The organism is Spiroplasma endosymbiont of Glossina fuscipes fuscipes (assembly GCF_049669535.1).
In the GTDB taxonomy this organism is placed as follows: domain Bacteria; phylum Bacillota_I; class Bacilli_A; order Mycoplasmatales; family Mycoplasmataceae; genus Spiroplasma.
In genome coordinates this window covers 41,536-68,235 of sequence record NZ_CP187162.1, presented here as the reverse complement: position 1 = coordinate 68,235, position 26,700 = coordinate 41,536, and the positions used below count along the sequence as shown (strand labels likewise).

Annotated in this window: 28 protein-coding genes and 1 riboswitch; of the genes, 3 read left to right on the top strand and 25 right to left on the bottom strand. The window is 25.7% G+C overall.

Annotation, left to right across the window (positions count from 1 at the left end; translation table 4 throughout):
• The first annotated feature begins 1 nt into the window (after position 1).
• Complete coding sequence (locus tag ACOBWH_RS00385) at positions 2–157, top strand: hypothetical protein (protein ID WP_424525665.1); 156 nt, start codon at positions 2–4, stop codon at positions 155–157.
• A gap of 36 nt (positions 158–193) precedes the next feature.
• On the opposite strand, the gene ACOBWH_RS00380 is transcribed toward ACOBWH_RS00385, so the two are convergent.
• The 6 genes from ACOBWH_RS00380 to ACOBWH_RS00355 all read right to left on the bottom strand — a co-directional run bounded on the left by ACOBWH_RS00380 (position 194) and on the right by ACOBWH_RS00355 (position 5,302).
• Positions 194–526, bottom strand: a complete 333-nt coding sequence (locus ACOBWH_RS00380; RefSeq protein WP_424526598.1) for a hypothetical protein — start codon at positions 524–526, stop codon at positions 194–196.
• Positions 527–601: 75 nt separating this feature from the next.
• Positions 602–1,219, bottom strand: coding sequence for a hypothetical protein (locus tag ACOBWH_RS00375; RefSeq protein WP_424525661.1), 618 nt, complete (start codon positions 1,217–1,219; stop codon positions 602–604).
• A gap of 15 nt (positions 1,220–1,234) precedes the next feature.
• Positions 1,235–2,518: a hypothetical protein gene (locus tag ACOBWH_RS00370; RefSeq protein WP_424525659.1), complete on the bottom strand. Its 1,284-nt coding sequence runs from the start codon at positions 2,516–2,518 to the stop codon at positions 1,235–1,237.
• Positions 2,508–3,446 carry a hypothetical protein gene (locus ACOBWH_RS00365; protein WP_424525657.1) on the bottom strand — a complete coding sequence of 313 codons (939 nt, stop codon included), beginning with the start codon at positions 3,444–3,446 and terminating at the stop codon, positions 2,508–2,510. Before ACOBWH_RS00365 ends, ACOBWH_RS00370 begins: the two co-directional genes overlap by 11 nt.
• A gap of 6 nt (positions 3,447–3,452) precedes the next feature.
• The gene (locus ACOBWH_RS00360; protein ID WP_424526597.1) at positions 3,453–4,823 is read right to left on the bottom strand and encodes a hypothetical protein; all 1,371 of its coding nucleotides are present in this window, start codon (positions 4,821–4,823) and stop codon (positions 3,453–3,455) included.
• 17 nt (positions 4,824–4,840) lie between these two features.
• Positions 4,841–5,302 carry a hypothetical protein gene (locus ACOBWH_RS00355; RefSeq protein WP_424525653.1) on the bottom strand — a complete coding sequence of 154 codons (462 nt, stop codon included), beginning with the start codon at positions 5,300–5,302 and terminating at the stop codon, positions 4,841–4,843.
• Between the two features lie 273 nt (positions 5,303–5,575).
• Here ACOBWH_RS00355 and ACOBWH_RS00350 point away from each other — a divergent pair, with 273 nt between their 5' ends.
• Positions 5,576–6,091 (top strand): lipoprotein, encoded by a 516-nt coding sequence (locus tag ACOBWH_RS00350; RefSeq protein WP_424526596.1) that lies wholly within the window; start codon positions 5,576–5,578, stop codon positions 6,089–6,091.
• A 29-nt stretch (positions 6,092–6,120) separates the two neighbouring features.
• On the opposite strand, the gene ACOBWH_RS00345 is transcribed toward ACOBWH_RS00350, so the two are convergent.
• The 4 genes from ACOBWH_RS00345 to ACOBWH_RS00330 form a co-directional block, all read right to left on the bottom strand.
• Positions 6,121–9,351: a hypothetical protein gene (locus ACOBWH_RS00345; RefSeq protein WP_424526595.1), complete on the bottom strand. Its 3,231-nt coding sequence runs from the start codon at positions 9,349–9,351 to the stop codon at positions 6,121–6,123.
• 3 nt (positions 9,352–9,354) lie between these two features.
• Positions 9,355–10,746 carry a hypothetical protein gene (locus ACOBWH_RS00340; protein WP_424526594.1) on the bottom strand — a complete coding sequence of 464 codons (1,392 nt, stop codon included), beginning with the start codon at positions 10,744–10,746 and terminating at the stop codon, positions 9,355–9,357.
• A gap of 269 nt (positions 10,747–11,015) precedes the next feature.
• On the bottom strand, positions 11,016–12,476 hold the full coding sequence (locus ACOBWH_RS00335) for a PBSX family phage terminase large subunit (RefSeq protein WP_424526593.1): 1,461 nt from the start codon (positions 12,474–12,476) through the stop codon (positions 11,016–11,018).
• Positions 12,469–12,885, bottom strand: coding sequence for a hypothetical protein (locus tag ACOBWH_RS00330; RefSeq protein ID WP_424525643.1), 417 nt, complete (start codon positions 12,883–12,885; stop codon positions 12,469–12,471). Before ACOBWH_RS00330 ends, ACOBWH_RS00335 begins: the two co-directional genes overlap by 8 nt.
• Positions 12,886–13,213: 328 nt before the next feature.
• On the opposite strand from ACOBWH_RS00330, the gene ACOBWH_RS00325 reads away from it, so the two are divergent.
• The gene (locus ACOBWH_RS00325; RefSeq protein ID WP_424526592.1) at positions 13,214–14,197 is read left to right on the top strand and encodes an IS30 family transposase; all 984 of its coding nucleotides are present in this window, start codon (positions 13,214–13,216) and stop codon (positions 14,195–14,197) included.
• Positions 14,198–14,305: 108 nt separating this feature from the next.
• Here ACOBWH_RS00325 and ACOBWH_RS00320 read toward each other — a convergent pair whose 3' ends face one another.
• The 15 genes from ACOBWH_RS00320 to ACOBWH_RS00250 all read right to left on the bottom strand — a co-directional run bounded on the left by ACOBWH_RS00320 (position 14,306) and on the right by ACOBWH_RS00250 (position 26,694).
• The gene (locus ACOBWH_RS00320) at positions 14,306–14,566 is read right to left on the bottom strand and encodes a hypothetical protein (RefSeq protein ID WP_424526591.1); all 261 of its coding nucleotides are present in this window, start codon (positions 14,564–14,566) and stop codon (positions 14,306–14,308) included.
• A gap of 10 nt (positions 14,567–14,576) precedes the next feature.
• The gene (locus tag ACOBWH_RS00315; RefSeq protein ID WP_424526590.1) at positions 14,577–15,116 is read right to left on the bottom strand and encodes an L-threonylcarbamoyladenylate synthase; all 540 of its coding nucleotides are present in this window, start codon (positions 15,114–15,116) and stop codon (positions 14,577–14,579) included.
• Between the two features lie 20 nt (positions 15,117–15,136).
• Positions 15,137–16,567: a polypeptide chain release factor methylase gene (locus ACOBWH_RS00310; RefSeq protein WP_424526589.1), complete on the bottom strand. Its 1,431-nt coding sequence runs from the start codon at positions 16,565–16,567 to the stop codon at positions 15,137–15,139.
• 34 nt (positions 16,568–16,601) lie between these two features.
• On the bottom strand, positions 16,602–17,459 hold the full coding sequence (prmC, locus tag ACOBWH_RS00305) for a peptide chain release factor N(5)-glutamine methyltransferase (RefSeq protein ID WP_070406300.1): 858 nt from the start codon (positions 17,457–17,459) through the stop codon (positions 16,602–16,604).
• Positions 17,459–18,535, bottom strand: a complete 1,077-nt coding sequence (gene prfA / locus ACOBWH_RS00300) for a peptide chain release factor 1 (RefSeq protein WP_424526588.1) — start codon at positions 18,533–18,535, stop codon at positions 17,459–17,461. The genes prmC and prfA overlap by 1 nt, the downstream gene beginning before the upstream one ends.
• A 111-nt stretch (positions 18,536–18,646) precedes the next feature.
• A complete protein-coding gene (locus tag ACOBWH_RS00295) occupies positions 18,647–18,955 on the bottom strand; it encodes a hypothetical protein (protein ID WP_424526587.1) in 309 nt (102 codons plus the stop codon).
• Between the two features lie 17 nt (positions 18,956–18,972).
• Positions 18,973–19,557, bottom strand: a complete 585-nt coding sequence (locus ACOBWH_RS00290; protein ID WP_424526586.1) for a thymidine kinase — start codon at positions 19,555–19,557, stop codon at positions 18,973–18,975.
• Positions 19,557–20,522 (bottom strand): DHH family phosphoesterase, encoded by a 966-nt coding sequence (locus ACOBWH_RS00285; protein ID WP_424526585.1) that lies wholly within the window; start codon positions 20,520–20,522, stop codon positions 19,557–19,559. The genes ACOBWH_RS00290 and ACOBWH_RS00285 overlap by 1 nt, the downstream gene beginning before the upstream one ends.
• Before the next feature lie 16 nt (positions 20,523–20,538).
• Positions 20,539–22,464, bottom strand: a complete 1,926-nt coding sequence (locus tag ACOBWH_RS00280) for a hypothetical protein (protein WP_424526584.1) — start codon at positions 22,462–22,464, stop codon at positions 20,539–20,541.
• Positions 22,465–22,572: 108 nt separating this feature from the next.
• A complete protein-coding gene (locus tag ACOBWH_RS00275; protein ID WP_424526583.1) occupies positions 22,573–23,214 on the bottom strand; it encodes a hypothetical protein in 642 nt (213 codons plus the stop codon).
• Positions 23,215–23,216: 2 nt separating this feature from the next.
• Complete coding sequence (locus ACOBWH_RS00270) at positions 23,217–23,471, bottom strand: hypothetical protein (RefSeq protein ID WP_424526582.1); 255 nt, start codon at positions 23,469–23,471, stop codon at positions 23,217–23,219.
• A gap of 51 nt (positions 23,472–23,522) precedes the next feature.
• Positions 23,523–23,990, bottom strand: a complete 468-nt coding sequence (locus tag ACOBWH_RS00265) for a hypothetical protein (RefSeq protein ID WP_424526581.1) — start codon at positions 23,988–23,990, stop codon at positions 23,523–23,525.
• Positions 23,991–24,069: 79 nt separating this feature from the next.
• Positions 24,070–24,238: riboswitch (cobalamin riboswitch) on the bottom strand.
• Between the two features lie 56 nt (positions 24,239–24,294).
• Positions 24,295–24,600, bottom strand: a complete 306-nt coding sequence (gene rpmE, locus ACOBWH_RS00260) for a 50S ribosomal protein L31 (protein WP_424526580.1) — start codon at positions 24,598–24,600, stop codon at positions 24,295–24,297.
• Between the two features lie 84 nt (positions 24,601–24,684).
• Complete coding sequence (locus tag ACOBWH_RS00255) at positions 24,685–25,293, bottom strand: nitroreductase family protein (RefSeq protein WP_424527355.1); 609 nt, start codon at positions 25,291–25,293, stop codon at positions 24,685–24,687.
• A 57-nt stretch (positions 25,294–25,350) separates the two neighbouring features.
• Entirely contained in the window at positions 25,351–26,694 is a 1,344-nt protein-coding gene (locus ACOBWH_RS00250; RefSeq protein ID WP_424526579.1) for an FAD-dependent oxidoreductase, read from the bottom strand.
• Positions 26,695–26,700: the final 6 nt, after the last annotated feature.

The window sequence follows — 26,700 nt, the reverse complement described above, 5'->3', positions numbered from 1 at the left end:
AATGTGTGGAAATTGTAAGTGTCAAAATTGTAAAGATGAAAACAGAAGAATTAGAAAGAAAAATTATGCTTTTGAATTTTGTGAAGAACAAATAAAGAGAAATCCAAATCAATTTGGAATCAGAATAATAATGCGTATGATAGAAGATAACTTTTAGAAAACAAATAAAAAATAACCTTAATTGGTTATTTTTTTAAATACTATTTGTTAGTTGTCTAATAGCATCTTTTTGTGCTTGTTTTTTGTCGTTTACTTTAACTTGTTTTTTAACATTTTTAATTTGACCTGTTTTTAATACTAATTCTGTTGCATATTCAGGTCCTCGTAAATGTTTTTCGTGTGCAATAACAGCAGTTCTTAATTCTCTAATTTCTGCTTTATATTTTTTAATTTTTTTAGCAGATAATCCAAGAATACCAAGACTACCCATTCCACCAGCACCTGCTAACACAAGTAAAGTAATCATTAATGTTTCATTCATTTTTTTAATTCCTTTCTTATCCTTACTCAAACAGTGGCCATCCATCCTTTCAGAACAAAATAATTTATAAATTAAACTATATAACCACCCAAAATATCAACCGCCCCTATATAGTTTATCTTAATTTATATTTAATTCTTGTTTTTGTTTTTTAATGTTTTCATTCTGTATATTTTTAAATATATCTTCTGTTATACCATCTAATTTATTTCATGCTTTTGCTATTCGTGGTTGAATAACACGCGGATTAATTCGACAATCTAAACAATGTCTTAAATGGTCTTTTTTTCATTTTGATTTATCAATTCAAATAATAATTAAAGAAATTATTAAAGTAATTAAAGGTAATATTGTAAATACTAATCCCATTTTGGATATTTTTAATCGTGGTATATCAATTTTCATATCTACTTTGGGTTTACTACTAGCAACAAATATACCCTGAATTCCGTGTGTAAATAAAGGTGTTAATAAAATAGCAATGCCATTACCTCAATATTGACCATAATTATACCAATTAATATTATCTTTAATTGCATTAATCATTCCATATTCTAATCAACAATTTAATACTAAAAATATTAATGTATAAAAACTAACTACTCAACTACGAATTTTATATTTTCTTTCTCATTCTCTAATATCTTTATGAGTTCAATTATAAGTCGGAATAGGGTCTTTTTTAAATCAATTTCACGGTAATGCACCCTTTAATCAAGTTGTTTTATCTTGTTTCATTAATTAAACTCCTTTCTAACTTATTTTTTTCTTACGCATAATTACAATATTTTTTATTTTTTCATATATTATATTTTTTTTATAAACTCTTATTTTTTTATCAGATACTTTAAATGAAATAGTATATAAATTATCTTGATTTCAAATAGCAATACAATTATTATAATAATTAATATTATCATTAATTGGATAAAAACTTAACATTCCTGATATGTTATCGTTTCCTAATCCATATACTGATATTTTATATTCATAATTGCTATCATATTTATTAAAAATATAACTTGTGCTTTCTGATATAAAATCACTAGTATCTACAATTTCTCAATAATGATGTTGCGTTGGAGTATAATCTTTTACTTCAATTGTATTATTTTCTCCCATTGTTAAAGTACGACCTAAATTAAAATTAATATGATTATCATTACTAATACTAATACCAACGCCATTTTGGATTTTATCTTGTTTAGTATTAATATCTTGTGATGTTTTTACAATATATTTACCATTTTGCTTATCAATATAATTTTTATCTAAATCACTATTTTTAATAACATCTGATGGAACATCGCCACCTTTTTTTGCTTTTCAAACTCCATTTTCATTATAAATTGTATCATTATCAAATGGAACTATTAATTTAATATATTCGTTATAATCAATCTTACTAAAATCATTAATAGTTGGATAAGTAATATTTATTGAATTATCTGTTTGTAATCGTTCTTTTAATCAAAATAATAATGTTGGATAAAAAGTTTTTTTACTAATATGTTTATATTCTTCCTCTCATGAATGAGCATAATTATCTAAACTATAATTATAAGGTCTAGATACTGTTTTACTAGATATAATATCAATAATTTCACCTGCTAATTTTAAAGCATTTTTAACATCACGAGTAATATTTTCATTTGCCTCAGGGTCATTAGTTTGTGAATAAGCAACGCCACCTTGTGAAAATGAAGCACCACCAGTTAAATCATTAACTCCTTTTGGTAAATATCAATTAATAACTGCTAATAAACAAGCAGATTGAATATAACTTAATCATTTATCATATTCAATTAAACCAGTATTATCTTTTTTTACTCAGGGAAATAAATCTTTTTTATTTATTTTATCGGAAATTGTTCCACCTGATAATCTATCCATTCATAAACTAGTTTTTAAAATAGCATTATAAATTAAATTATCATTATAAGCAGATTGTTTTCTATCATTAATAGGTTGTCAAAGTTTACTTTCTTTCACATCTTCAACTGTTATAAATAACAAATTACTTAAATTATTTTCCATATAAAACACCCCTTAATTGATTACGATATTTATTTTTTAAATTACTTGGCTTATAACTATTAACTCTTGTTCTTGTTTTCTTAATTGTTTTAATAGATTTATTAACCTGATAAAATTTATTATTAACTGGTGTTTTATATAAATTCTTAATGTTTTTAACATCACTTCGGCGTTCACGATACCATTTTTTATTATTAATTTCACCAGCAAAATTAAAATTAAAATGTCCAATTTTTAAATTATTAATAAAGTTTTTAATTTGTTGTAATTTTTGAACTGTTGGTAATGTTAATTTAGTAGTTCCTTTGGGGTATTTTTCTTTTAATGCTTGTGGTAATCGTTTTTTAATATAATTTCTTAAATGACTAGGTAATCATTTTCTTAATCAATAACGCCAAAATAAAGTTCCAGCATTAGAAACAGCATTACTTAATAATTTTCAAATTTCAACTGGAACACTAGGATAAACATAAGGTCCATAAAATTTTGGATGTTTTGCTGTTTTTGTATATATTAAAATAGTTAAATTACCTGTTAAAGTTAACTTATTTGTAATATTAAACATTCCACTATCAAGTCAACTACTATTTAAAGGTTGTCAATTAGTATTTAGATAATTTTCATTTTTAAATTGTTCTCTATTTTTAATATTATTATCTTTTTCTAATTGACTTAATATTTGTTGTATTTCTTTTTTATGACCTTTTTTAATTAAATCTAAATAAGTAAATGGATTTAATCACTGATAAATATCTTCAACTTTATTTGTAATTTTATTATATTTATCAGTAATATAATTAATTGGCTTTAATACTTTATTTTGAATTTGATTAACTTTATTAATTAAATTTACAAATTTACTTATTAAAGGTTTATTTTCTAAATTAGATACTAATAAAGTTAAAACTCGTAATATTAGTAAGTTCATTATTTATTAAGGTGCAATAGGTCTTAAAACAACTTTAATAGGATTTGTTTGACCAGTAGCGTTATTTTTACCCTCAATTTGAACAAAAACATTTTCTCCATCTACTAAATTAATAGGTCAATCAACGCCCTCACTTTCAATAAAGTAATTAAAATCATTTTCTGATAAAGAATTATCTATTTCTTTAACCGCTTTAAAAACAACATCTTTAAATTGTGGTGTTAATTCTTGTTGCGTAACACTGTTCGGATTTTTTACTTTTATATTTGGTTCATCAATTTTATTAATTTTACTAATATCTATTTTACTTGCTGCTGGAATTACATAATCAATTGGAACTCTAAATGTTTTATTTAGATTACTTTTAGCAGTATTAATTTCATCTTGTGTTGGTTGTTTTTCTAAAATAATTTTACATGTTTTTGGATATAAAATTGTTGGTGTTGCATATTGAACTTTACCAATTCATTTAGGGTTAGCAGTATCATTATCTAAAACTTGTTGAATAGTATCCATATTAATTGGATATGCTCATACTTGTTTATTAATAATTAAACCATTTACATTATTAAAATTATAACCTTTATCTCGGTTAACTTGTCCTTTTGTATATGTTTTTTCTAAATGAAAACTTTTAGATACAGGAATTCCCATTGCTGTATTTTCATATAATTCACCATTTACCATTGCTTTTAATTGAGCTTGTGAACCAATTACTTTTAAATAAGCAGGTGTTAATCCTAAATATGCTCTTCGCCCTAAAACCATAAACATTTTATCTGTTGGCAAACCAAAATATAAATTACTAATTTGGTTTGTTAATTCAATCAAAGTTTCATTTAATGTAAAGAATGCTTTATTTGCATCATCAGCATTTTCAGCTGTATAACTACGAAATGGAATTACCTCATATTGACCATCTGATAAACAATAATCATAAATAGCCTGAATTAATTCACATTCTAAATTAACAAATTTATTCTGTACAACACTAGAAATAGCATCAGCAATAACACCATTTTTAATATTTTGTTCTATTAATGCTAAATCAAAAGCCTCATTCATTAATTTTAAATTAAATCTTTTATCAATAGGAACTGGAATTCTTGTTAATCCCATTGTTTGAGTTGTTCCACCATTTGGTAATGAATAATCATTTTGTCATACCACACGATGAGTTAAATTATATAATGCTTGACCAGCATTTGGTAATCAAGCAACTTGTTCTGCTGTTGCAGTTGCATATTGCATAATACTTGCATATTCATTATATAAAGGTCCACGCAATAAAGCATTAACCATATCAACATATGCTTTTTGATCTGTTGTATTACCTTCCAATGTAAAAGGTACTTGTGGCAAATTAATTGTTGCCATAATATTTCACTCCCTTATTATCTAAGGTTTTTAAGTGTATAATCAGTTATTTTTTTAATTTCATCAGGAGTATATGCTCCTTTTTCTTTAATAGTTTCAATTTCATCATTTTTATTTTCAGTTGATTTTTCAATCATATCTTTAATAAAATTAGTTGGTGAAATTGATTGTTGTTCTTCAACAAACAAATCAGGTTTTAATTCTTTTAAAGTTTGCATTTTTTCAGTTAAAGAATTACCACTAACTTTATCTAAATTAGTTTTAATATCTTCAATTTTAGTAGATGGAACACCTTTAAATGCTTTTAACTCATCTAATTCATTAGCAACTTTTAAATACTCTTCTTTTGAAATAGTATCTTTTCGTTTTTGTATTCCCTCAATAATTTGTTTTGTTTCATTATGAAATTCATTTAAAATATTATCTGCTATTTCTTCACTTAAACCTTGTTCTATTAATTGTTCTTTTGTAAGTGCCATTTTATAAACCTCTCTTTTTTTATTCTTGTCCGAATAACAAGTCAGCATAAGTCTTTTTAAGGCGGAAAGCATAAACCGTAAATTACTTTTTTGTTAAAAGGATAAACCGTTAACTTTATTTTACACTATTATTTTAGTAATACAACTATTAATATAAATATTATAACTTAATATATTTCATTGCTAATATAGCTCTTAAAACAATTAATAAAGGTATTTACATTTATTTATATTTTTATATAATTTAACTAATAGAAAAGAGGGTTAATTGGAATGAAAAGATTATTAAGTATTATTGGTGCAATATCATTAGTAGGAACAAGTACAACGAGTTTAGTTGCTTGTAATAAACCACAACAAGAATATACAAAAGAAGAATTAGCAAAATTAAAAGAAGAAAACAAAATAAATACAACAAATCAACAAATTAAAAATAACTTAGAATGAATAGCACCACAAGAAAAACCATTTAATAAGGTTGATAATAAATATTATTATGTTGTTTGGCGTGGTGATGAAAAAATAGAATGAAAAATTATTAAATTTCAACACAATATAGATTTAAATTCTATTTCATTAAAAAGAAAACTTGACCATTATAAAGAACATGATTTATTTGTTTCTCCAAAAGGTTTAGTTATAAATAGATACGATTTTACTTATGAAAGGCCTAAATGATGAGAAATAAATAGTAATTATTTTAAATCAGTTTATCGTTGAAATTTAGATACACAAGAACCTGATTTAATTATTGATAATAATGGAAATATAAAAATTAATGGAGAATAAAAAAGATATTTAATATCTCTTTTTTATTTTTACCTTGGTTTAATTGTAATTTGAATAGGGTTATCACTATTATTTACCATATTTAATACACCCAATGCATTTAAGTCTATTGTTATATTTTTGTCATTACCAAAATATTTATAAAGTTTTACAACTGGCATATCTGAATAATAAAATGAAAAATCAGGACGAACCACTTTTGTAAATCTAATTTTTAATTTCATATTATTTGTATAATATGCTTGTAAATATGTTTCTTTAATTTTATTATCACCATTATCAAATAATTTTGTTGTTTGTAATAAAAAAGTAAAATCACAATTTTTAGAAAGAGAATAACGATTTTGATAACTTACACTTGGTAAACCATTAGTATAAGCAGTAGCAAATGTTTGAACATCATTTACTTTTATATTATCAGTATATAAAGTTATTATATTCTCAAAATTAATATTATCCTTTTGTGGTTCACCATCAAACTTTAATTTTCCGTTGGAAAACCAACCGAGATTATTTTCACAATTAGAATAACCTCCTAGAATATTTACATTCCTATCTTTAATAAATCTTTCTATATCAGGTTTGAAACAATTAACTTGTAAATTATTAAGATTACTTATTTCTATTGTTTTATAAGAACTAATAAATTTATCTATACTTTGAATTGTGGGGTCAATTTGTTTTAAATCAATTTCAGTTTCATAATAAGCATCATAATAATTATTATTAAATAAATTAATTCAGTCTTTTTTTCAAATAAAAGAAATAGTTGATTTACATTGTGCTAGTGCTGTAATTTTAGTTTTTAATGCTTTTCCTATTTTAGCATCTCAGATATCTTGTGTATAAGGTTTATAGTTATATGGTACTGGTGGGAGAACATATTGTGGGTAATTAAAGGTAGGTATTTCATAGTCGTGTGGTAATAAGAAACTAGTTTTATAGTTAGTTGTCATATCACGTAAATAATTATTTAAGGTACTTTTTGTTTTACCTCTGAAACTCCATACTGATAATCTTAAATAATCTTCTTCATTATTTGTATATGGATTATCAGCATAAAAGATAATTTCAAAATTACCTTTATATAAGGCTTGTATTGAAAACATATCAATAATATAACTACAATTTGTACCATCTGGTGTTTGTAAAAATTCTAAATCATTATCTTTTTCACTATCACTAACTGGGGTTTGAGCATCTACTGCTTTGGTTTGTTCGTTAATTAAATAAACTCGGTTAGTTTTTTCATTTAATTGTTTTAAATTATAAGTTGAATATACTAATTCTTCAGTTGGTTTACCATCATTAGTTAAAACAGTACCTTTTACTTTATCAGTTAATAAAGTAGTAAAACCTAAACTAGTAGCATTTGCTCCAAAGATAGCACCAACTTTATCATTACCTTGTTCTCTAAATATTTCAAATGGTAAATAACCTTTACCTTTGGCATCATCACCTCAAAATGCATCATTATAAAAACTATAAATATTAGCACTCATAAAACCATTAAGAAATTGAAAATTAGGTCAAGTTTTTTCATCTTGATTAATAACTCAACCTCAAGGAATACCAAATGAAATAAAGTTTAAGAATTTACCAACTCCACCTGGTATTGTAAAAGGATTAAATACTAATTTTTGCGTATAGTTTAAGGGTAATACTGTAATTTGGCGATTAATAAAATTATTCATATTTAAAATATCTCAAACATTAGAAGAACCCATTTTATTATATTCAATTTGAACTTGACCAACAGTATTACCAAATTCATCTTTTCTTCTAAAATATGATGATGCTTGCGTACTAATAATATTATCAACATTACCACTATTTACTTTAACTTTATTTGGTGGTGTTATATTTCAATTTTTAGATCAATAAAATTTAGAATTATCATCTTCTGTATGAATATTTCTACCAACACTAGAATTAGTTGCTGATGTAGTAGTTGGGTCAGTTATAACAATACCCTCACTATTTTTTTGTTTTCAAAAGTCATATCTACTTTCCATATCTGTTTTTCAATCTTTAAATCCTGTTATCATTGTTGGTTGAATACCTTGAATGTTATATCAACTTACATCAGGTGAAGCATAAGTATTAATTTTATCAGGAGCAGCAGGATACATGTTATACATTAATAAATCACGAGAATTCATTACTTTTTTATTAAATTGACCTTTAATAATTGGTCGGCCAATAAGTGGCATATCAAAAAAGATAGGATTACCATAAAATTTAACTGCCATTGCTCTAACACCAGGGTCTTTTAATAAGATATCATCTAATTCAACAATACCTTTATTTAATTTTTCATCATAAGTTATTTTAGGAAAACAATAACCTTCCCCTGGGGCACTTGTTTGTATAAATTGTCTAACTGATAAACCGCTATTACTAATTTTATCATTAATACTTGAAAATGTAATTTCTTGTCATAAAAAACTACCATCATAAGGTGAATAATAATTAATAACATTTGAAGGATATAATCATTGTCTATCTTGCGGTGAAGAATTAATATCACCACCACCAATATTTAAACCACGATCATTAAATACAGTATAAAAATTATAATAATCATTAATATTTAATTTCTCTGCATCTTCATCTAAAATTAATAAAGTATATTGTCTTTCTGTTGATTGTTGAGTAAATACTTGCTCAAATTTAGCATCACCAAATTGAATTGAGCTTCTATCATCAATCATATATGCATCTCAATATTTACCAACTTTAACCTCTTTTGTATAAAAGTTATCGGCTTTATTATCATTATTAATAAAATAACTTAATTTATATTGATTTAAGTATTCTAACATTCTATTAATATCATAAATATTTTCACCATCAATTAATTTTCAATAAACAGTATTATTTTCATCTTTTAATTTTATCGCAAAAGGTGTTTCATTATTGGCTCATATAGTTGAGTTAATAGGTTGATTTTTAAAATCATCAATAGTTAAGATATTAATTTCTTCACCTTTATATTTTTGGATTATTTTTAAACTACCTTGTCATTGAGCAATAGTACTTTCCATATTATCAAATATTCGTGTATAACTACCATAATCACTTGGTTTAGCGTTATTAGGTTTTCATCCTGTTTCTGTATCAGGTATATATGAACTATAAACATTAAAAGGAAATACCATTCAATGTCTATTATCTCGTATGTTTTCTCTAATATCTATTAAAGTATCGTGGGCTTGTCTTCTTAATTCTTCCATAACCCCTGGGTTAATTCTACTCATTTGTTAATTCTCCTTAATTTCTGTTCTACCTTGTACAGCATTTTGATTATTACCAGTTTCATCATATTCCATTAATTTATTATTATGTTCTATTTCTTTTGCTTGCATTTTATCTTGTCATGCTTCTACTTTTTCAAAATATTTTGTTGCTTCTAATTCATCAATATTATCATATTCAGTTATGGCTCTTATTGGTTCCATTGTGCCATTTTCTAATCTAGCAGTAATTAATTCATTTTGTCGCATTTGATCTACTAAACTAGCACTAACAAAATCAAATCCATAAGGTCGTTCACCATTTCCATCTCATAAACCATAATATTTTAAAACAGTATCAAACATTTTAGTATAATATTGTTTACGATATGCTTGTAAATATGCTTGTTTTTCTAAATCTTTTGTTTTAGTTAATAATGATTGTGTTTTATTTTGGTCATTATCTGATTTATCACCAAATGGACTAGAATAATGACATGCTAAATATACTTGCTCAATAATTGCTTTTTGGTCTTCTGTATATGTTTCTAAGGTTGGTGTACCTTGTACTACTTGTAAAGATTGAGATAATTGACCATCTACTGCTGATTGACCTGATTGAATAAAAATATCATCAAAAGCATTTTGTAATACTTTTTTATTACCTTTATTGTAAGCAGTCATTAAATCATCATCTAATATTCCATATCAATGAGTACGATTTGCTCATCGTTCTTTTGATTTAATATCAAAACTATCTTCTAAATCAAATTGTAATTTATAACAATTTGCCATAGTAGGTCATGGATTTAAAGTGGTTGATGTTGATAAAAATAATGGATTAGGTTCATTTATCATTTCTCAAAAAGGTACAATACCTAATTTATTTTTAAATTCTTGTACTAAAACAGGTCTAACATCATCTTTAATTTGTGTTTTACTTTGCCCAACAACTATTTCATTATTTTTAGGTCAACCTTTAATAACTATTTTATCTTTGGTACAAATTAAATTTAAAATAAAACCACTATCTGATTGATGATAATTTAATCAAATATCAGCACCTTGTTCAATTTCGTTTATTTTACTTACACGTGATGTAAAGTTAAAAGGATTAATTCATAAATCAATATTACCATCTGATGTTTCTAATAAACCAAAGATAGTTTTACCCATTAAACTTGCTGTTAATTCATTTTTATCTAATTTTTCTTTTATTTTATAAGTTTCATATCATCAATTTAATTTTTCTAAAATATCTTTACGATGAGACTTAAATAAAATATCTTTACCATTTACTAATCGCATTTGATGGCGAGCAATAATATTGGCTAAATTAATAGTTCAATCATAATTATAAAATTTTAAAACACTATTAATATCATTTAAGTTTGGTAAACTAGGGAAAGTATTATTCATGGTTATTTTGCTCCTTTAAATTTAAGATAAGTGCATAATTAATTATATTTACTGTTAATAAACTAGGTTCATTTGCTAAAACTTGTACACATACTTTAACTTTTTGATATTTCTTAATATATTCGTTATATAAATTTAATTTACATATTGCGATATTATCTTTTTTTAATTCTTGACAAACCCTTTTTTAACTTGTCCACAAACAGACATATAAGGTCTTTTTGCATTTATTACACGTTCATCATGTATTACATAAATATCTTTTTTCATTAAGTTATTCACTCCCTTTGTTGTCATAATTTATAATCTGCTGAATTATTATGTTTAACCATTGGAATTAATTCAAAGTGTAAGGCATAAAAATCACTATCAAATGTATCATCATATAAGTCCAACATTCGTTCTTCTCTGGCATCTGGTTTATCTTCTCATTGAATTAATTCATATTGAGTTTTACTTACAAGACATTTTTCTCATAATCATTTTAATTGATTAGTATTTATTAACATTGTAAACGCTTCAATACGATGTTTTATTTTAAACTTCTGCTTTTGTGCTGGTTTAAAATTCATGTATTGACCAAAAGTATAATTATATTTTTCTCTATTTAAACTTTCTAGTGTTGCATAAGCACTATCATCAACATTAATTGTGATACCTTGTTGTATTAAACTAAAATATTGATTTAATTGATTGTTGTAAAACTCTAAAATATCTTTTACTTGTTCTAATGGTCCTTTAAATTGTTGCGTAGCATTTGAATGAGTATATTCTGCTACTTTATATGCTTTTTTATCAAATGAATTATATATTCAAAAACTCGCTGCTGTTGTATGTCCCTTAGGACTGGTAGAGTTTGCTAAGTCAACACCACCTAATAACTTAGTTGGTTGTATAATATCTGTTGCTTGCATAATATCAATATATCTTGCAAAGATTGACCCACTAGTATTGCCTGGTAAACCTCAACTCCAAACTCTTGCTCTTTCAATATCTAATTGTTCTAATCTTAATTGTTCATTAACTTTATCTTGTGGTAATTCATAATTAAGTCTTCAACTAGAATAATGAATAATAATTTTCATATTTCATTTTTCAATATAGTTAATTTGTTCATATTTACTACGCATTATTTCTTCATTAAAAGGTAATATTTGATTACAATAACCAACAATATATCTTTTTAAACTTTCAGGATTACATGTATTAATTGTTATTTTATTTTGATAACCACGAATAGCAAATTCTAAATCACTTAAATCTTTTTGTTGAAATTGATCACATTCTTCTCTTCAATCAATAACTAATTTATATTTATTCAAATCAGCAAAGGCTTTTAATTTTTCTTTCCGACTTGGTGAATGTAACCCTTTACAATATATTTTGCTACCATTTGATAAAGTAAAAGTAAAATTTGATAAATTAATAGTATAAGGAATATGATTTTCATCTAACATATTTCATATGTTTTGAAATACACTATCTTTTAAATCTTTACTTCAATACATACTAGCAATAATACAAATTGGCTCTTGAATTAATAAACTAATTTTTAATAATTCACCAAACATTTTAATATTTGAAATAGTCTTACCACTATATCGTGTTCCAATTTGATTAATTTCATTAACTAACTCATATTTCTTAGCAAAGGGATATTTATTACCAATACTACTATTTTGTAATAACCAATAAGGTGTTTCTAACAAATAAGTAAAATGATTAAGCATTATTATCACTTTCTTTTTTAATATCTCTAATATCAGTTTGTAAATTAACAATTATTGGCTGTTGATTATTTAAGTTTAATTCTTTTTCAAGTTCTTTTTCTTGTAGTGAATATTTATAATTAAATGCTCGTTGTCAATATAATTTAGCACCATCAGGTGATTTCATCATAAAATTAATTATTTCACTTTCAATTCTATCAACTTGTTTTTCAAGTAAAGGAACTATCTTTTCGCTCCGATAAATTTCTTGCCTTCAATGACGAGAAAGGTTGAATTCATTGGTTAAATCATTCAAAGTATATGGTTTATTAGGTGATTTATTTTGCCAAAATTCATCTATTTTACGATAGAATGTTCGTAAACTTGCTTTATTTGGATTAAATTCTTTCATTTTTACTCCTTTTTGCATATTAAAATTGCTATTATTTAACGAATATGATTAAATAAAAGAGTAATAAAACCTATAAAACTGTATCAATATATAAAAGAACTTAATATAATATTTTGTTCTTTTTTATTATCTATATTTTACATCAAAATTAAAAAAAAGTAAATTACTTTACTTTTTATTTTAGTATACAAGCATATAGAGATAAATTGGAGCTTGTTACAATATAATTATATAATTAATAATATATTTGTCAATAATTTTAATTTAAAAAAATGTGAAAATTTATCTTTTTTATAAATTTAATGTATAACTATTTTTATAAAAGAATTGGAGGAAATATAGAGTAATGAAAGATTATACACATGTAAAATATGATGAACGAAAATTTTTTAAGGATTTATTTTTATCTGATAGTTGCAAAAAGAAAAATGGCACACTTAATTTATCTGAAATATCAAGACAAATAGGAAGAGATATTAATACTGTTAAAAGAGAAATTAATAGATTTACAAATATAGAAGATTATAATGCCCGTGAGGCACATGATGATTACTATAAAAAACGAAAAAAATCTATTAAAAAACTACCTACATTTACAGAAGAACAACAAGAATTTTTAAATTTAAGATTTAATATTTTGGGTGATTCACCAGCAGAAATTATTCAGCGATTTTTAATAAAATTTGGTATCAAATTTCCCGCTTGCCTTAAAACATTTTATAAATGAATTTTTTTAGGTCTTTTGGGTTTGTTAAAGAAAAATTTATTAAATGGTGGTAGAAGAAATAGAACAAAGAAAAGACCTGATAATCGTGGAAAATTAGATGAAAGATTTAAATCAATATGAGATATTGAAAATAAAAAAACTAATACTGGTTGATTTGAAATGAATACAGTAGTTGGTAAAGACCATCAATCTAGTTGTTTAGTATTAGTTGAACAAAATAGTAAAAATTATTTTGCTATGAAATTAGAAGAACATACTGCTAATGAAGTTTTAAAAAAACTTGAAGAATTAGTTAGAATTAATGGTTTAGTTGGAAAAATTAAAGGAATAATAACAGATAGAGGAAGAGAATTTAGTAAGTTTGAAGAAATGGAAAAGATTACTAGTTCTAATATTTATTATTGTGACCCAGGTTCACCTAAACAAAAACCCTTAATTGAAAGAATGAACCGTGAATTTAGAAAACGATATGGTAAAGGAACAGATTTTAATCTTGTTACGCAACAAGAAATAAATTTAGTAGTTGATATTATAAATGAAAAATTAAGGCCTGTTTTAAATTGAAGAACGGCAAAAGAGGTATTTTCAGAGAATTTTAAATAAGTTTATTTGAATAATTTAATAAACTATTTTTCAGTGTGTTAAAATTAAGATAAATTTACAAATAATTTAACAAATAATTTATTTTTTTTAAAAAATAGTTGCATTTCTTTAAAAGAGTGTTATTATCAAAATAACAAGAGATAAATTTGGAGCTTCATCGTACATAATACAATTCATAAATAAAAAATGGCCCATAAAATAACCAGTTACTCAAATTCCTAGCAACAAGACGCTAATTAAAAATGCAATTGTATATTTTTTTTGATTAATTACAAACAACACTGTAAAAACAATAGTTAAAATAATTAAAACAACAAGATTAACAATTTTATATCATGATCATTTTTTTAGTTTTGATTCTTTTGTCATTGTTTACCTCTTATCTAATAAATTTTTTGGTTAAAGAATTGTAAATTTTTGAAGGACGATTATCTAAATACCCATCATTGACAATAATATCAACATCAAATTTTTTTAATTCATTAAATTCTTTGGCATAATTTTGCCCACTGATATTAACACTTGTCCCATAAATTGGTCCTACTTTTTTAATAATTTTTTGTAATCATTTTGATTTTGTAATTCGAAGTCCAATTGTATTATCATTAGTAATATTATAACGACTATTAATTTCACTATTTTTGTTACCTATTATAGTAATAGTTTCATTTTTTCTAAAAATTTTTAAGTCTTCGCGGGTTAAATCAATAAATTTTTTTGCCATTCGAACAGAACTAACGATTACTGATAAATACATTCTTTCTGAACGGCCTTTAACTTTAAAAATTCTTGCTTTTGCTGTTTGTGAACCAATAATACATGTCATCCCATAAATTGTATCGGTTGGAATAATAATTACATTTTCTGCCAAATAACCCGCAATGACCTCTTTACGATCTTTTATTGTATATACTTTCATTATCTATCTAGCCTCCCATCTTATAAGTTTTTAGAATTCACTTTAATTTGTTCCTCACGATTACGATTATTATTACTTTTAATTTTTGAAATATGTGAAATCGCAATAATTGATAACACACTAATAAAAAAAGATAATAAAATCCCACTTGCAATTAATTCACTTCCTTGCAGTCAAAAATAATCTAGTTTAGTAGTTCCAAAAAGTGGTTTCATAACTGTCTCTTTAAAATGTTGATCTTGACTATTTCAATAGTCAACTGCTTGTGTCATTTGATACTGTGAAATTAAAAACATTACCAAAGACGCTCCAGTTACAATTAAAAAACTAATAAAAAAACTAATAAATCCTTTTTTGGTTAAATTTGGTTTTTTAATCATTACAAAACTAAATGCAAATAACATTGAAATAATTAAAGATGAGAAAATAATTGGGGCAATATTAATAAAAAATGACGATCCTGGCATTTTACTTGTCATATAAAAGTAATCAAGATTTGGCTGATCTAAAATACTATTTGTCCCAGGAATAATAACATTAATCGTTAATTCTGGATATAAATAAGAATACAAAATAAATCGATTTGCATCTATAAAACTGCTACCTACAATGATTGTATAAATTAATTGTGGAATAAAAGCCATACTAGAAAAGAAAATAACTCATAATGAAATGTTAAATTCATTTGGAATTAAAAATAGACTAATAATTTTTTTAGCAACACTCTGATTGAACGTATCTTTTAAGACAACTAATTCTTCCTTTTTTCCTAGGTTAACATTAGTATTTAATAATCATTCCAATTTAAAACCAACTTTTAACATAATAAAAATAACAAAAATCATTTGTAAACCTGTAATTCATCAAATTACATTAATTCCAATTCATGCTAACGGATAAGGGTTTTTCGTTCCAAGACCTGTTGCTAAGTTAATTAACGCTGCAATAATCGCATCGCGATTAGGAGTCCCTAGTTTAATCATATTATTAATGTTTTCAATGTAATCTGGTCCAGAATATCCCCCTTTTAAGGAACGGCATCATTCGGTAAATAAATCATAGTAATACTCGGCAAATGAAAACAATAAACACGTAATAAAGATAAAAGAAGTAATAGTAATTGTTCCAATTAATAACATACGATTATTAAAATTAATTGTTCGTTTTTGATAATAAATGTAGAAAACGGTACTAATAATTGCACACGCTAAAGTTGCTAAAGCAATATAGGGCAAACCAAAAATTAAAAATCGGTTTGGAAAATCAGATGTCGTAAAAGTTTCTAACACATCTTTTGGTGTTGCTTCAGTAAATGCAAAGAAATTCTTTAAGATACTATCCCTGTGCGAAACAACAATAAAAACAAAATATGGCATCATAATAAATAAAACTACTAAAAATGCAATACTAGTAACGCGGATTCTTTTAATATTTTTAATCTTATCATCCATACTTTCACCTCACACCTGAGCTCCTCTTATTTTACTACAAAATATTAACAAATAACATTCGTCATTTTTTATTTATATCTTTTCTAAAATAATATCTTTGGTTTGGAAAATATTCTTTAACTAACTTTTCTAATGCCTTTTTTTGATCATAACCATGTTCAAAACATAAAAAACCATTTTTGTTAACAATTTTTTGTCAATTCTGAAAAATTTGACGATAAAAATATAAGCCATCATTATCCCCAAATAAAGCAACATGCGGTTCATAATTTTTAACACGATGACTAATTTGTTGGTTTTTTGGGATATAAGGTGGGTTACATACTAAAATATCAGCTTTAATCTTATTCTTAAGAAAAGGCTCTAACATATCCCCTTTTAATAATTGAACATTACGACAATTTAATTGCTTAATATTTCTTTTTGCAACATCCAAAGCTAACGGCGAAATATCACTAGCATAAATTGTTAAATTTGGATTTTCTAGTCCCAAACTAATTGCGATTGCCCCACTACCAGTTCCAACATCAATTAAAGTTAATGGTTTTTTGCCTTCAAGAAAAATATCATCAATTAAAACATTAATATTATCCACCAATTCTTCTGTCTCATACCGAGGAATAAGAACATTGTCGTCAACATAAAAATCATAACCATAAAAACTCTGTAAGTTAGTAATATGTTGAATTGGTTTTCCATTTTGATATTCAACTAATTTTTGCCAATAATCATCAACCTTAAAATTAATTTTTTCATTTTGAACAGCATACAATTTGGCTAAAGATATTTTCATAAAAAATGCTATTAAAGTTTTAACATCAGCAAGATAATTAACAATATTAGATTCTTTCAGATAATCTTCTGATTTTTCAATTAATTCGTTAACTGTCATTAGTTACCTTCCATTTTCAGTCTTTGTTCTTCATTAATTAAAGCTATAATAATTTCGTCAAGATTACCTTCCATGATTTGATCTAATTTTTGCAAAGTTAAATTAATGCGATGATCCGTAACCCGATTTTGTGGATAATTATATGTACGAATCTTTTCACTGCGATCACCAGTTCCTACTGCATCTTTCCGCAATGTTCCTCGTTCTTCATTAATTTTGCGTTGTTGTTCTTCATATAATTTACTACGTAAATGCTGCATTGCTAATGCTTTATTATCGTGTTGACTACGACCATCTTGTGATGTAACTACAACACCGGTTGGCAAATGTGTAATTCGTACCGCTGAATCAGTTGTATTGACATGTTGCCCTCCGGCACCAGAAGCACGATATGTATCGATTTTTAAATCCACTGTTTTAATTTCAAAATCCACTTTTTCAATTTCAGGCAAAACAGCAACGGTTGCTGTTGAAGTATGAACCCGTCCTTTACTTTCTGTTTTTGGAATTCGTTGTACCCGATGCGCACCCGATTCAAATTTCATTTTTGAATAAACACGATCACCTTTAACAATAAATGAAATTGTTGAAAACCCACCTGCTTCTGATTCATTTTCCTCAATTACTTCAATTTTTCACTTTTGCTGTTCAGCATATTTTAGATACATTCGATATAAATCACCGGCAAAAATATTTCCCTCATCACCACCAGCAGCACCTCGAATTTCAAAAATAACATTTTTTTCATCATTAGGGTCTTTTGGCAATAACATCACTTTTAACTGTGCCGTAATTTGTTCTTTTCTAATTTCTGAAGCCTTTATTTCATCTTTAGCTAAATCAATTAGTTCTTCATCCTTTTCATTTTCTAAAATTGCTTTTGCCTCATTAATATTATTTAAAACATTTTTATAATTTAAATACAAAGCAACAGTATCTTCTAATTGTGATTGTTCTTTTGCCAAACTAGTTAATTTTTTTACATCATTAACTATTTCTGACTTTGTTAATTCTTCATTAATTAAATTCAATCGTTTTAACATTGTCTCTAATCGTTCAACTGTTTTTTGATTCATTTTACCACCTCTGCCTATTCAAACACCTAACAATTATTATAATATATTTTAAATCATAATGTCCGATTTAATCTATTATATAAAAATAAATCATAATAATTAATGATTTATTTACTGGTTCGCAATAATTTCTTGAAACTTTGGCAATTTTCTTAATTGGTCAAGTAAAGTTAAACGATATTCACAACTTTCAAAAGTTTTTTTAACGGGGTGTTTACTAATAATCTTCTGACTAATTTTAAAAACATTTCCATTAACAACAACATTATCGTTTTCCTTAACCACTAAATCTTCCATAATTGTAATTTTAGAATTAACTGGTAAATTTTCAACAAAATATACTTTAAGTTTAATAACTGTTTTTGGTCTACTATTTGTAATAAAATATGCTTCTGCATTTAACCCTGCTTTTGTTAACATTTTTTCTCCTCCCCAAGTTAATATGTTACTTCGTGGCAATGACGACAACGTGCCTCATATTTATCTTTTTCACCGATTAAAACAATGGGGTCGTAATAATTAGCTGGTTTATCATTGATTAAACGTTGAGTACGATTTGCTAAATTCCCACATTTAACACAAATTGCATGTAATTTTTTAACCTCTTCTGCTCGGGTCATTAATTGTTCAACATTTAGAAATGATTCTCCACGAAAATCTTTATCTAAACCATTAACAATGACAATAATTCCTTTATCTGCTAACGAATCTGCAACTTTAACAATATTGTTATCAAAAAATTGAATCTCATCAATTCCAATCACATTTGTTGCTGAATCAACTTGCACTAATAATGCTGCTGAATCTTTCACTGGGATTGCTTCAACTGAATTTTGGCTATGACTAACAACTTTATTCTCACTATAACGATTATCAATTTCAGGCTTAAAAACTTGAATTTTAAATTTAGCATAACTTAATCGTACTAAACGGCGAATAAACTCTTCTGTTTTTCCCGCAAACATACAACCAGTAATTACTTCAATCCACCCCATCTGTGCCTTATTATTTAAAAAATACATTATTGGCCTCCCACATATTTAACATTATTTTTAATTAAAAGACTTAAATCAGTTAGAACTTTCTCAGTATCTTTTCACTGATAAATCTTAGCCCCACTTGCCAATTGATGACCTCCACCATGGTATTTTTCAGCAACGCCATTAACAATATAAGTATTGCTTCGAATACTAATATTAATATAACCTTCTACTTTATTTTCAATTAAGAACATTCAAATTTTAAATTCCTTAACATTAGCCATAATATTAACTCACGGTTTAACAGTTTCGTAATCCATTTGATGTTCTTTTAACATTTCATCTGTTATTTTAACATAACTAATTTGATCATCATAAATCATTACTTGTGATAATAAATAATTTTTAAAACAAACATTTGCTCATTGTTCTTCATATAAATTTTGATAAATATTTTGTAAATCAAATCCTTTTACAACTAATTGGCCTGCTAACATAAAGGTTTCACCACAAGTTTTATTATACATGAAGCGATTAGAATCAGTTACAACCCCCGTAAAGATTAATCTTGCCGCTGCTGCTGAAACTTCTAATTTTGATGTTAAAACAAACTCAGCAATCATTTCACTAGCTGCAATTTTCTTTTCATCAACTCATTGTAAATCTCCATATGGTGTTACATTTGGATGATGATCAATTTTAATAATTTCCTTTCCTTCCTGCCAATATTTGCTATCAATCCGTTCAATATTAGCCGTATCTGTCACAATTACTAAAGCCCCACGATAATCTTCTTGTTTAACAAAATCAGGTGTTGCTAAAAAAGCCAAATACTTATTTGACTCACCATCAACCAAAACTTTTTTAGAAGGAAAATTATCCTTAATAAATTGTGCTAGCCCAAACGCCGAACCATATGCATCACCATCTGGTGAAATATGACGTAAGCAAATAATAGTATTATAATCTTTAATTTTTTGTAAAATTGCTTTTTTTAAATCTTGCATTTAAAATTTCCTCACTTTAAATATTAACAACTAAATTATTGTTAATTTTATCATAAATTAATAAGGCATGCTTATCAAAATATATTGTAGTCATTTTTTTCAAATTTAATTCTTTTTCAGGAACTAAGACTTTAAAAACTACTTCACTATTAGTTTCAAAAAAGCAAACAATTGACTTAACAATTTTTTTAATTGTTTTAACTTGTCCTTTATACATTAAATATAAATCCCTATTAAAAAATTTTGTTTTTTCAAAAGAAATTAAATTTGAGTTAATAGCCAATGAATAGTCCTTTTGATCAACTAATTTAATCTCTTTTGGTAACTTAATCTTAATTTTTTCATTTACAAGTATATTATCTTTTTCAAAATATTGCACTGAAAAAATATTTTCAGAGCTGTTGTACATTGTTTGATATAAGTGCATTGTCTCAGGAAAAAACTCAGCCTGTTCTTTTGACATTAATTTATAATTATTGTTTTCATCAAAGAACAATAATTTAGTAACATAGTTTTTAATATTTTCAATATTTCTTGTTAAAACTAAAAACGTTATTTGTGGATTGTAATTTTTTAGAGTCAATAAAATTTCATTTAATTCAATAGCTTCATTATGTGTTAAATTATCAAAAGTATTGTGTAAAATAATCAATTCCTTATTAGTTAAAATTGCGTTAATTAATCTAATTTTTGTATGATCAAAACTACTTAAATTTTTAGTAATTTTAAATCAATTCATTTTAATATTTAAATTACTCATTAATTCTTTTACTTGTTCAAACGCCTGATTATAAACTGTTACAATTTTTTCATTTGCTGCAGCAATCGCAAGAGAATTATCCTCTTCACGTTGGATTAATTTATTATTTAATAATGCTAAATGGTACTTATGAAAATATTCTAAAACTTTTCCTTTAATAATTGTTGCTTCATCTGGTAACAAATTAGAAATTAGTTGCTCTTGTTTTTGATTATAATTAAACCATTGGTCTTCTGCTAATTTTAATCAAGTAACAACATTAACAGAATTACTTTTATGCAAAATCCCTTTAATAATATTTTTTCGTTCACTATCACACATAACAGTGTTAAGAACATTAAGGCGATATTTTTTTAAAGCTTTCCTTGCTTTAATTAACTTATATCGTTCATAAAGAATTTCAGTTTGTAAAATTTTTAAATACTTTTCGCATACAAGTTTTGCCCCAGTAAATCCAAATTTTTTATTTTTAATCTTTCTTTTTTTGGCAATTTCAGAACAATCACATAAGTAATCTAATTCTGAAATATAATAAATCTTATCTCATAAGGCTTGCAAAAACGCAAGAAAACCTTCGTAAACACGAATCTCTTCTTTTTTATAAGTATACGTATGTAAACTTTGAATTAAAATTGAATCCTTATCATCTTCAAAAATTTTGGCAATTTCCTTTTTATGAAATTCACTAATTTGTGTTAAATAGGTTTCGATTCATTCTTCCTTAATTCAAATTGAATTATGAAAATACTCATTAATAATTTTATCTGTTTTCAATATTAAGTCTTTTTTATTTAAATCATTACCTATAAAAACTAAATTTTTATAACGATATTTATTTTTGATGTATTTTAAAGAACTATCATGTAAAAATTTTGGTGTTTTTAAAATATGATAAGCTAATCGTAACTTAGTTGGTAAAAACCCTAATCGTAGTGTTCCTGGTGAAACATAACCAATTTTTCGCTCTTTTGGAAGTAAAGCGGTAATGTTTCGATTATTTAAATAAATTTTCCCACTGCAAGGTTTTTTCTTTCCTAGTAGAAGTTTTAAAAAATATAACTGTAAAAATTTATTTTCAAAATAAGTTCCTAAAACTTCTTGACTGTTAACCTCAAAACTTAAATCAGTAAAAATATTTTTTTTATAGCGTTTATATTTTAAATTACTAATTTTTAATCCCATTTAAACACCACTCTTCTAATTATTTTTATTATACCCAAATAAAAATAATAAAAAAACACTTATTATTAAGTTAATGATTTTATTAACCTCCGTAGTGTTTTATGTAACTTACATAATTTTATATCTAATTTCCATCCCCAAATTTAATCGTGGATAATAATTTAGTCCTTCAATATTTAAGGTAAAATTAAATGTTGTATTAATTTTTACTAAACTATTAGAAGGCTCATCAAAACTCTTAATTTGATTACCTTTTGGTGGAATAATTTTTTTAAGATTAAGTTTTTTGTCAAGCCCTGAATTTTTACTAATAAAAGTATTAATAAAAGTAGTTGCTTTTTCTTGCAAATACTTTGTATTTGCAACATTATCTAAATCATTAAAATCTAATTTGCTTTTATCAATTTTAATCTCATTTTGCCCAATATATTCATTATATTTTTTAAAAATAAATTTATTTAACTCATCAGCTTCATTTGGAATAATTGGAATTTTAAAAGTTATTTTTTGTTCAACATTCATATCAGTAAAACGCATTTTCCAAACTCCACTCTCTAATCATTTTTCTGCTACTTTTAAACACTTTACAGCCAAAGTAATATTAACCATTTGATTTTCATCAAGTGTCAATTCTTGATCACTAAGAATGGCAAAGGTTGCCGCGAATTGATATTCTAAATAAAATCGAAAATCCTTAATAGTTGCAACATCCTTTGCAAATCCTAATGGTGCAATTTTACGTTGTGGCAAATTTAAAAAAGGGTACTCAATTGATCACTTGTGAGTTTAAAAAAGTATTTTTGAGTTCCCTCTTGTTTACTAATACCAAAAGAGGGATAAATATCACCTTGTATAATTGTAAAATAATTTGGTAAGGTTGGTAAATCTTCTTCATTTTTATCTTCGTTGCTTGTATTATTTTGATTTAAATTTTGACAACTAATTAAACTTATTGTTGATGTTAAACTCAACGATAAAACTAATAAATTAGTTAATATTTTTTTCATAATTATTGAAAACCCCTTTCTTAAAAAGGATAAATAGGATTATTATTTAAATTAAATCTTAGTTAAAACAAAATCAAATAATTGATCTTGTTCTCAAACATCACGAAAAATTAGACCATCAATTCCAACTGAACAATAATTTGCTGGATTAGTATTAAACTTGCAAAATGGATGTGTGCTTGAGTAAATCACTCAATAATTCTTATTAAAATTTGTTGTTCTATTGTCAACTCTAATTAATAAACATCCAAATGATGTTTCGTTAAGTCCAAAAAAATCCGAATCTGATACTAACATATCACCTAAACTTACTAATGAATTATAAAAAGTAACTGTATCAACAACTGCTCCACTTTCATTTTTTACTGTGATTTTAACACTATTAACATGGTACCCATCAGTATTCTTTTGTAATAATTTCTCACCACTTAACGAAGTTGCTTGTTGCATCGTAACATTTGCTGTAGTTGTTGTACTCACTGTTAAACTTGTTAATACAGTCAAAATATTTTTAACCATTTTCTTTTATCCTTTTGTTTTTATGCTTATATTTTTATTTTATTTCCAAAATAAATTAATCCTATTTACCTAGTAGGACTCTTATTAAATTTATAAGGACGGTCTACTGGCTTTACTTCATCCTACTAGTTAATTCTTCCCAAATATGTTATTCAGTGGTTTATTTAACATTCGTCAGTTTTACAGTTGCTAGGACAGCTTAAGACTTGCACTTAATTCCCTTTAATCCTTTATAAACTTTTAAAGTAGTCTATTTTCATTATAACGAAAAAAATTTATCTTAATAAGATAAAAGTTTTCCCCATTATTCTGCTTTTTGATTATCAGATTTTGGTTTTGCTGTTTTTTTATTAAGTTCTTTTTGTACTTTTGATGCTTCTTCTGTTTGCTTTGCTAATTTTTCTTTTTTATTAAATTTAGATTTAAAGCGTTCAACACGTCCTGCGTCATTAGCAAATTGATGATTACCTGTATAGAAGGGATGACATGAAGAACAAGTATCAACCTTTAATTCTTCCCCCTTAGTAGAACCACTCATCCGCTCTGTTCCACAAGTTGTACACATAATTTTAGTATCAAAATATTTTGGATGGATTCCTTCTCTTGCCATATAATTCACCTCTCTTTTAATAATATGGATGCATATTATTTGCACGTAAATAATGATAACACATATTGTCAATAAAAACAAAAATTATTTAATAATCTTTGCAAATTCATTAAAACCAATCCTTACTCGTGGTAACCTTCTCTTTTCATCTGTTTCATCATAATATCCTAAAGCTAAAACTAACACCGAATGTAATTTAGTTTGATCAAAAAAACAATGTTGTGATAATAAATCGTTACATTTTTTAACATTAAAGCCTCCCATAATTGTTGAGCCAATTTTTAAGTCCGCAGCTTGCAGAGTAATAAAACTAGTTACAATGTGGGCTTGTTCTGACACAAAGGCAAACAAATTTTCTTTTTGCGTTAAAAAAGTTTGATATTTATCAATTGTTATTTTTAACACATCAGGTTGAATAATATTTCGTTCCAATCGTTTTGTTAAAAATTCCGTTGAAACTAAATGTTCTGGATTAACCCCAGCAACAATCATAATACAGTTAGCATCTTGAACTTTTTCCTGATTTGAGCCACTTATGACCTCTTCTACAAACTTAGTTTTTAATTCTTTGTTAGTAATGGTCACAACATTAGTAACCTCTAAACCTAATGAACACGGCGCCAAACGTCCTGCTTCAATAATTGTTGATAAATCATTATTGTTAATAGTTTTACTACTATCATATTTTTTAATTGTTTTTCGTTAATTAATAGCATTTTTTACTGTTATTTAATACCTTTTTCTCCTTTTTTAGTTTTCATTAATCTTCGCTAAAACAACATTTAATACATCAACACTTTTTGCAAATGGTGGCGAATATGGTAAATCCAAATATTCAATTTCATTAATTTTAGTTTTTGTTCAAATTAATGGAATTAAAGCATTGATTCTTAAACTAGCTTTATTATAACCAAAGATTTGCGCTCCCACAATAATTTTTGCTTTTTGATCATAAATAACCTTAACTGTAACTAGTTTAGCATCAGCAACATAATGGGTATGATCAGTTCCCGTAATTACGACTTCTTTAACAGTAAAACGATTTACAATTGCTTGTTCCTTTGTATATCCTGTCCGCGCAATTTCACTATCAAAAACTTGGATAATAGCAGTTCCAATTGCTCCTGGAAAATGGTCTTTTTTCCCTGCTAAAATATTACCTAAAACCTTCCCATTTTTTGCAGCAACAGTTGCTAACGAAATATATTGTAACTTATTATCAATTACATTTTTTGTCATAACACAATCACCAACAGCATAAACATCTTTAATATTAGTTTCAAACTGGTCATTAACTAAAATTGCACCAAATTCATTCATTTTTAAATCTGTTGCTTTCAAAAAAGCAGTACTTGGTGTAACTCCGATCCCAACTAAAACTAAGTCTGTTGCAATCTCTTCTTCAGATGCTAATCTAACTTTTTTTACTTTATTGTTTTCAATAATAAATTCCGCTACTTTAGCATTTGTCTTAATTTTAATTCCCTTATTTTCTAAATCCGCTACTAATAATTGTGCGATATCTTCATCAATTAATTTTCGTGAAATTCATTTATCAGCTTCAATTAACGTAATATTTTTCCCAGCCAAACCAAAACTTTCACAAAATTCTAGCCCAATAAAACCACCACCAATAATAGTAACATTCTTAATTTTTGTTAAACTATCACGAAGCGCTACTGCTGCTTCTAAAGTTGTTCCTGTAAAAACATTTGATGCTTCTTCACCCATTAAATTTAATTTGCGTGGTGTTGCTCCGACACTAATAATTAACTTGTCATAAGTATCAATAAATTCTTCATTTGTTCCAAGATTGATTCCATAAACTGTTTTTGTTTTAAAATCAACTTTTGTTACTTCACATGAAGTTTTTACAAAAATTCTATTATTCTCAAATTGTTCAACAGTTCGTGCAATCATCCTTTCTGGGTTATCAAAATGCTTCCCCACATAATAAGGAATCCCACAACTACCCAGCGATGGATATTTTAATTTTTGATAAGCAATAATTTCAACATTATCTTTTAAAGTTCGTTTTAACTTACTAGCTGCTGTCATTCCGGCGGTTGACCCACCAATTATAATTACCTTCATCTTTTT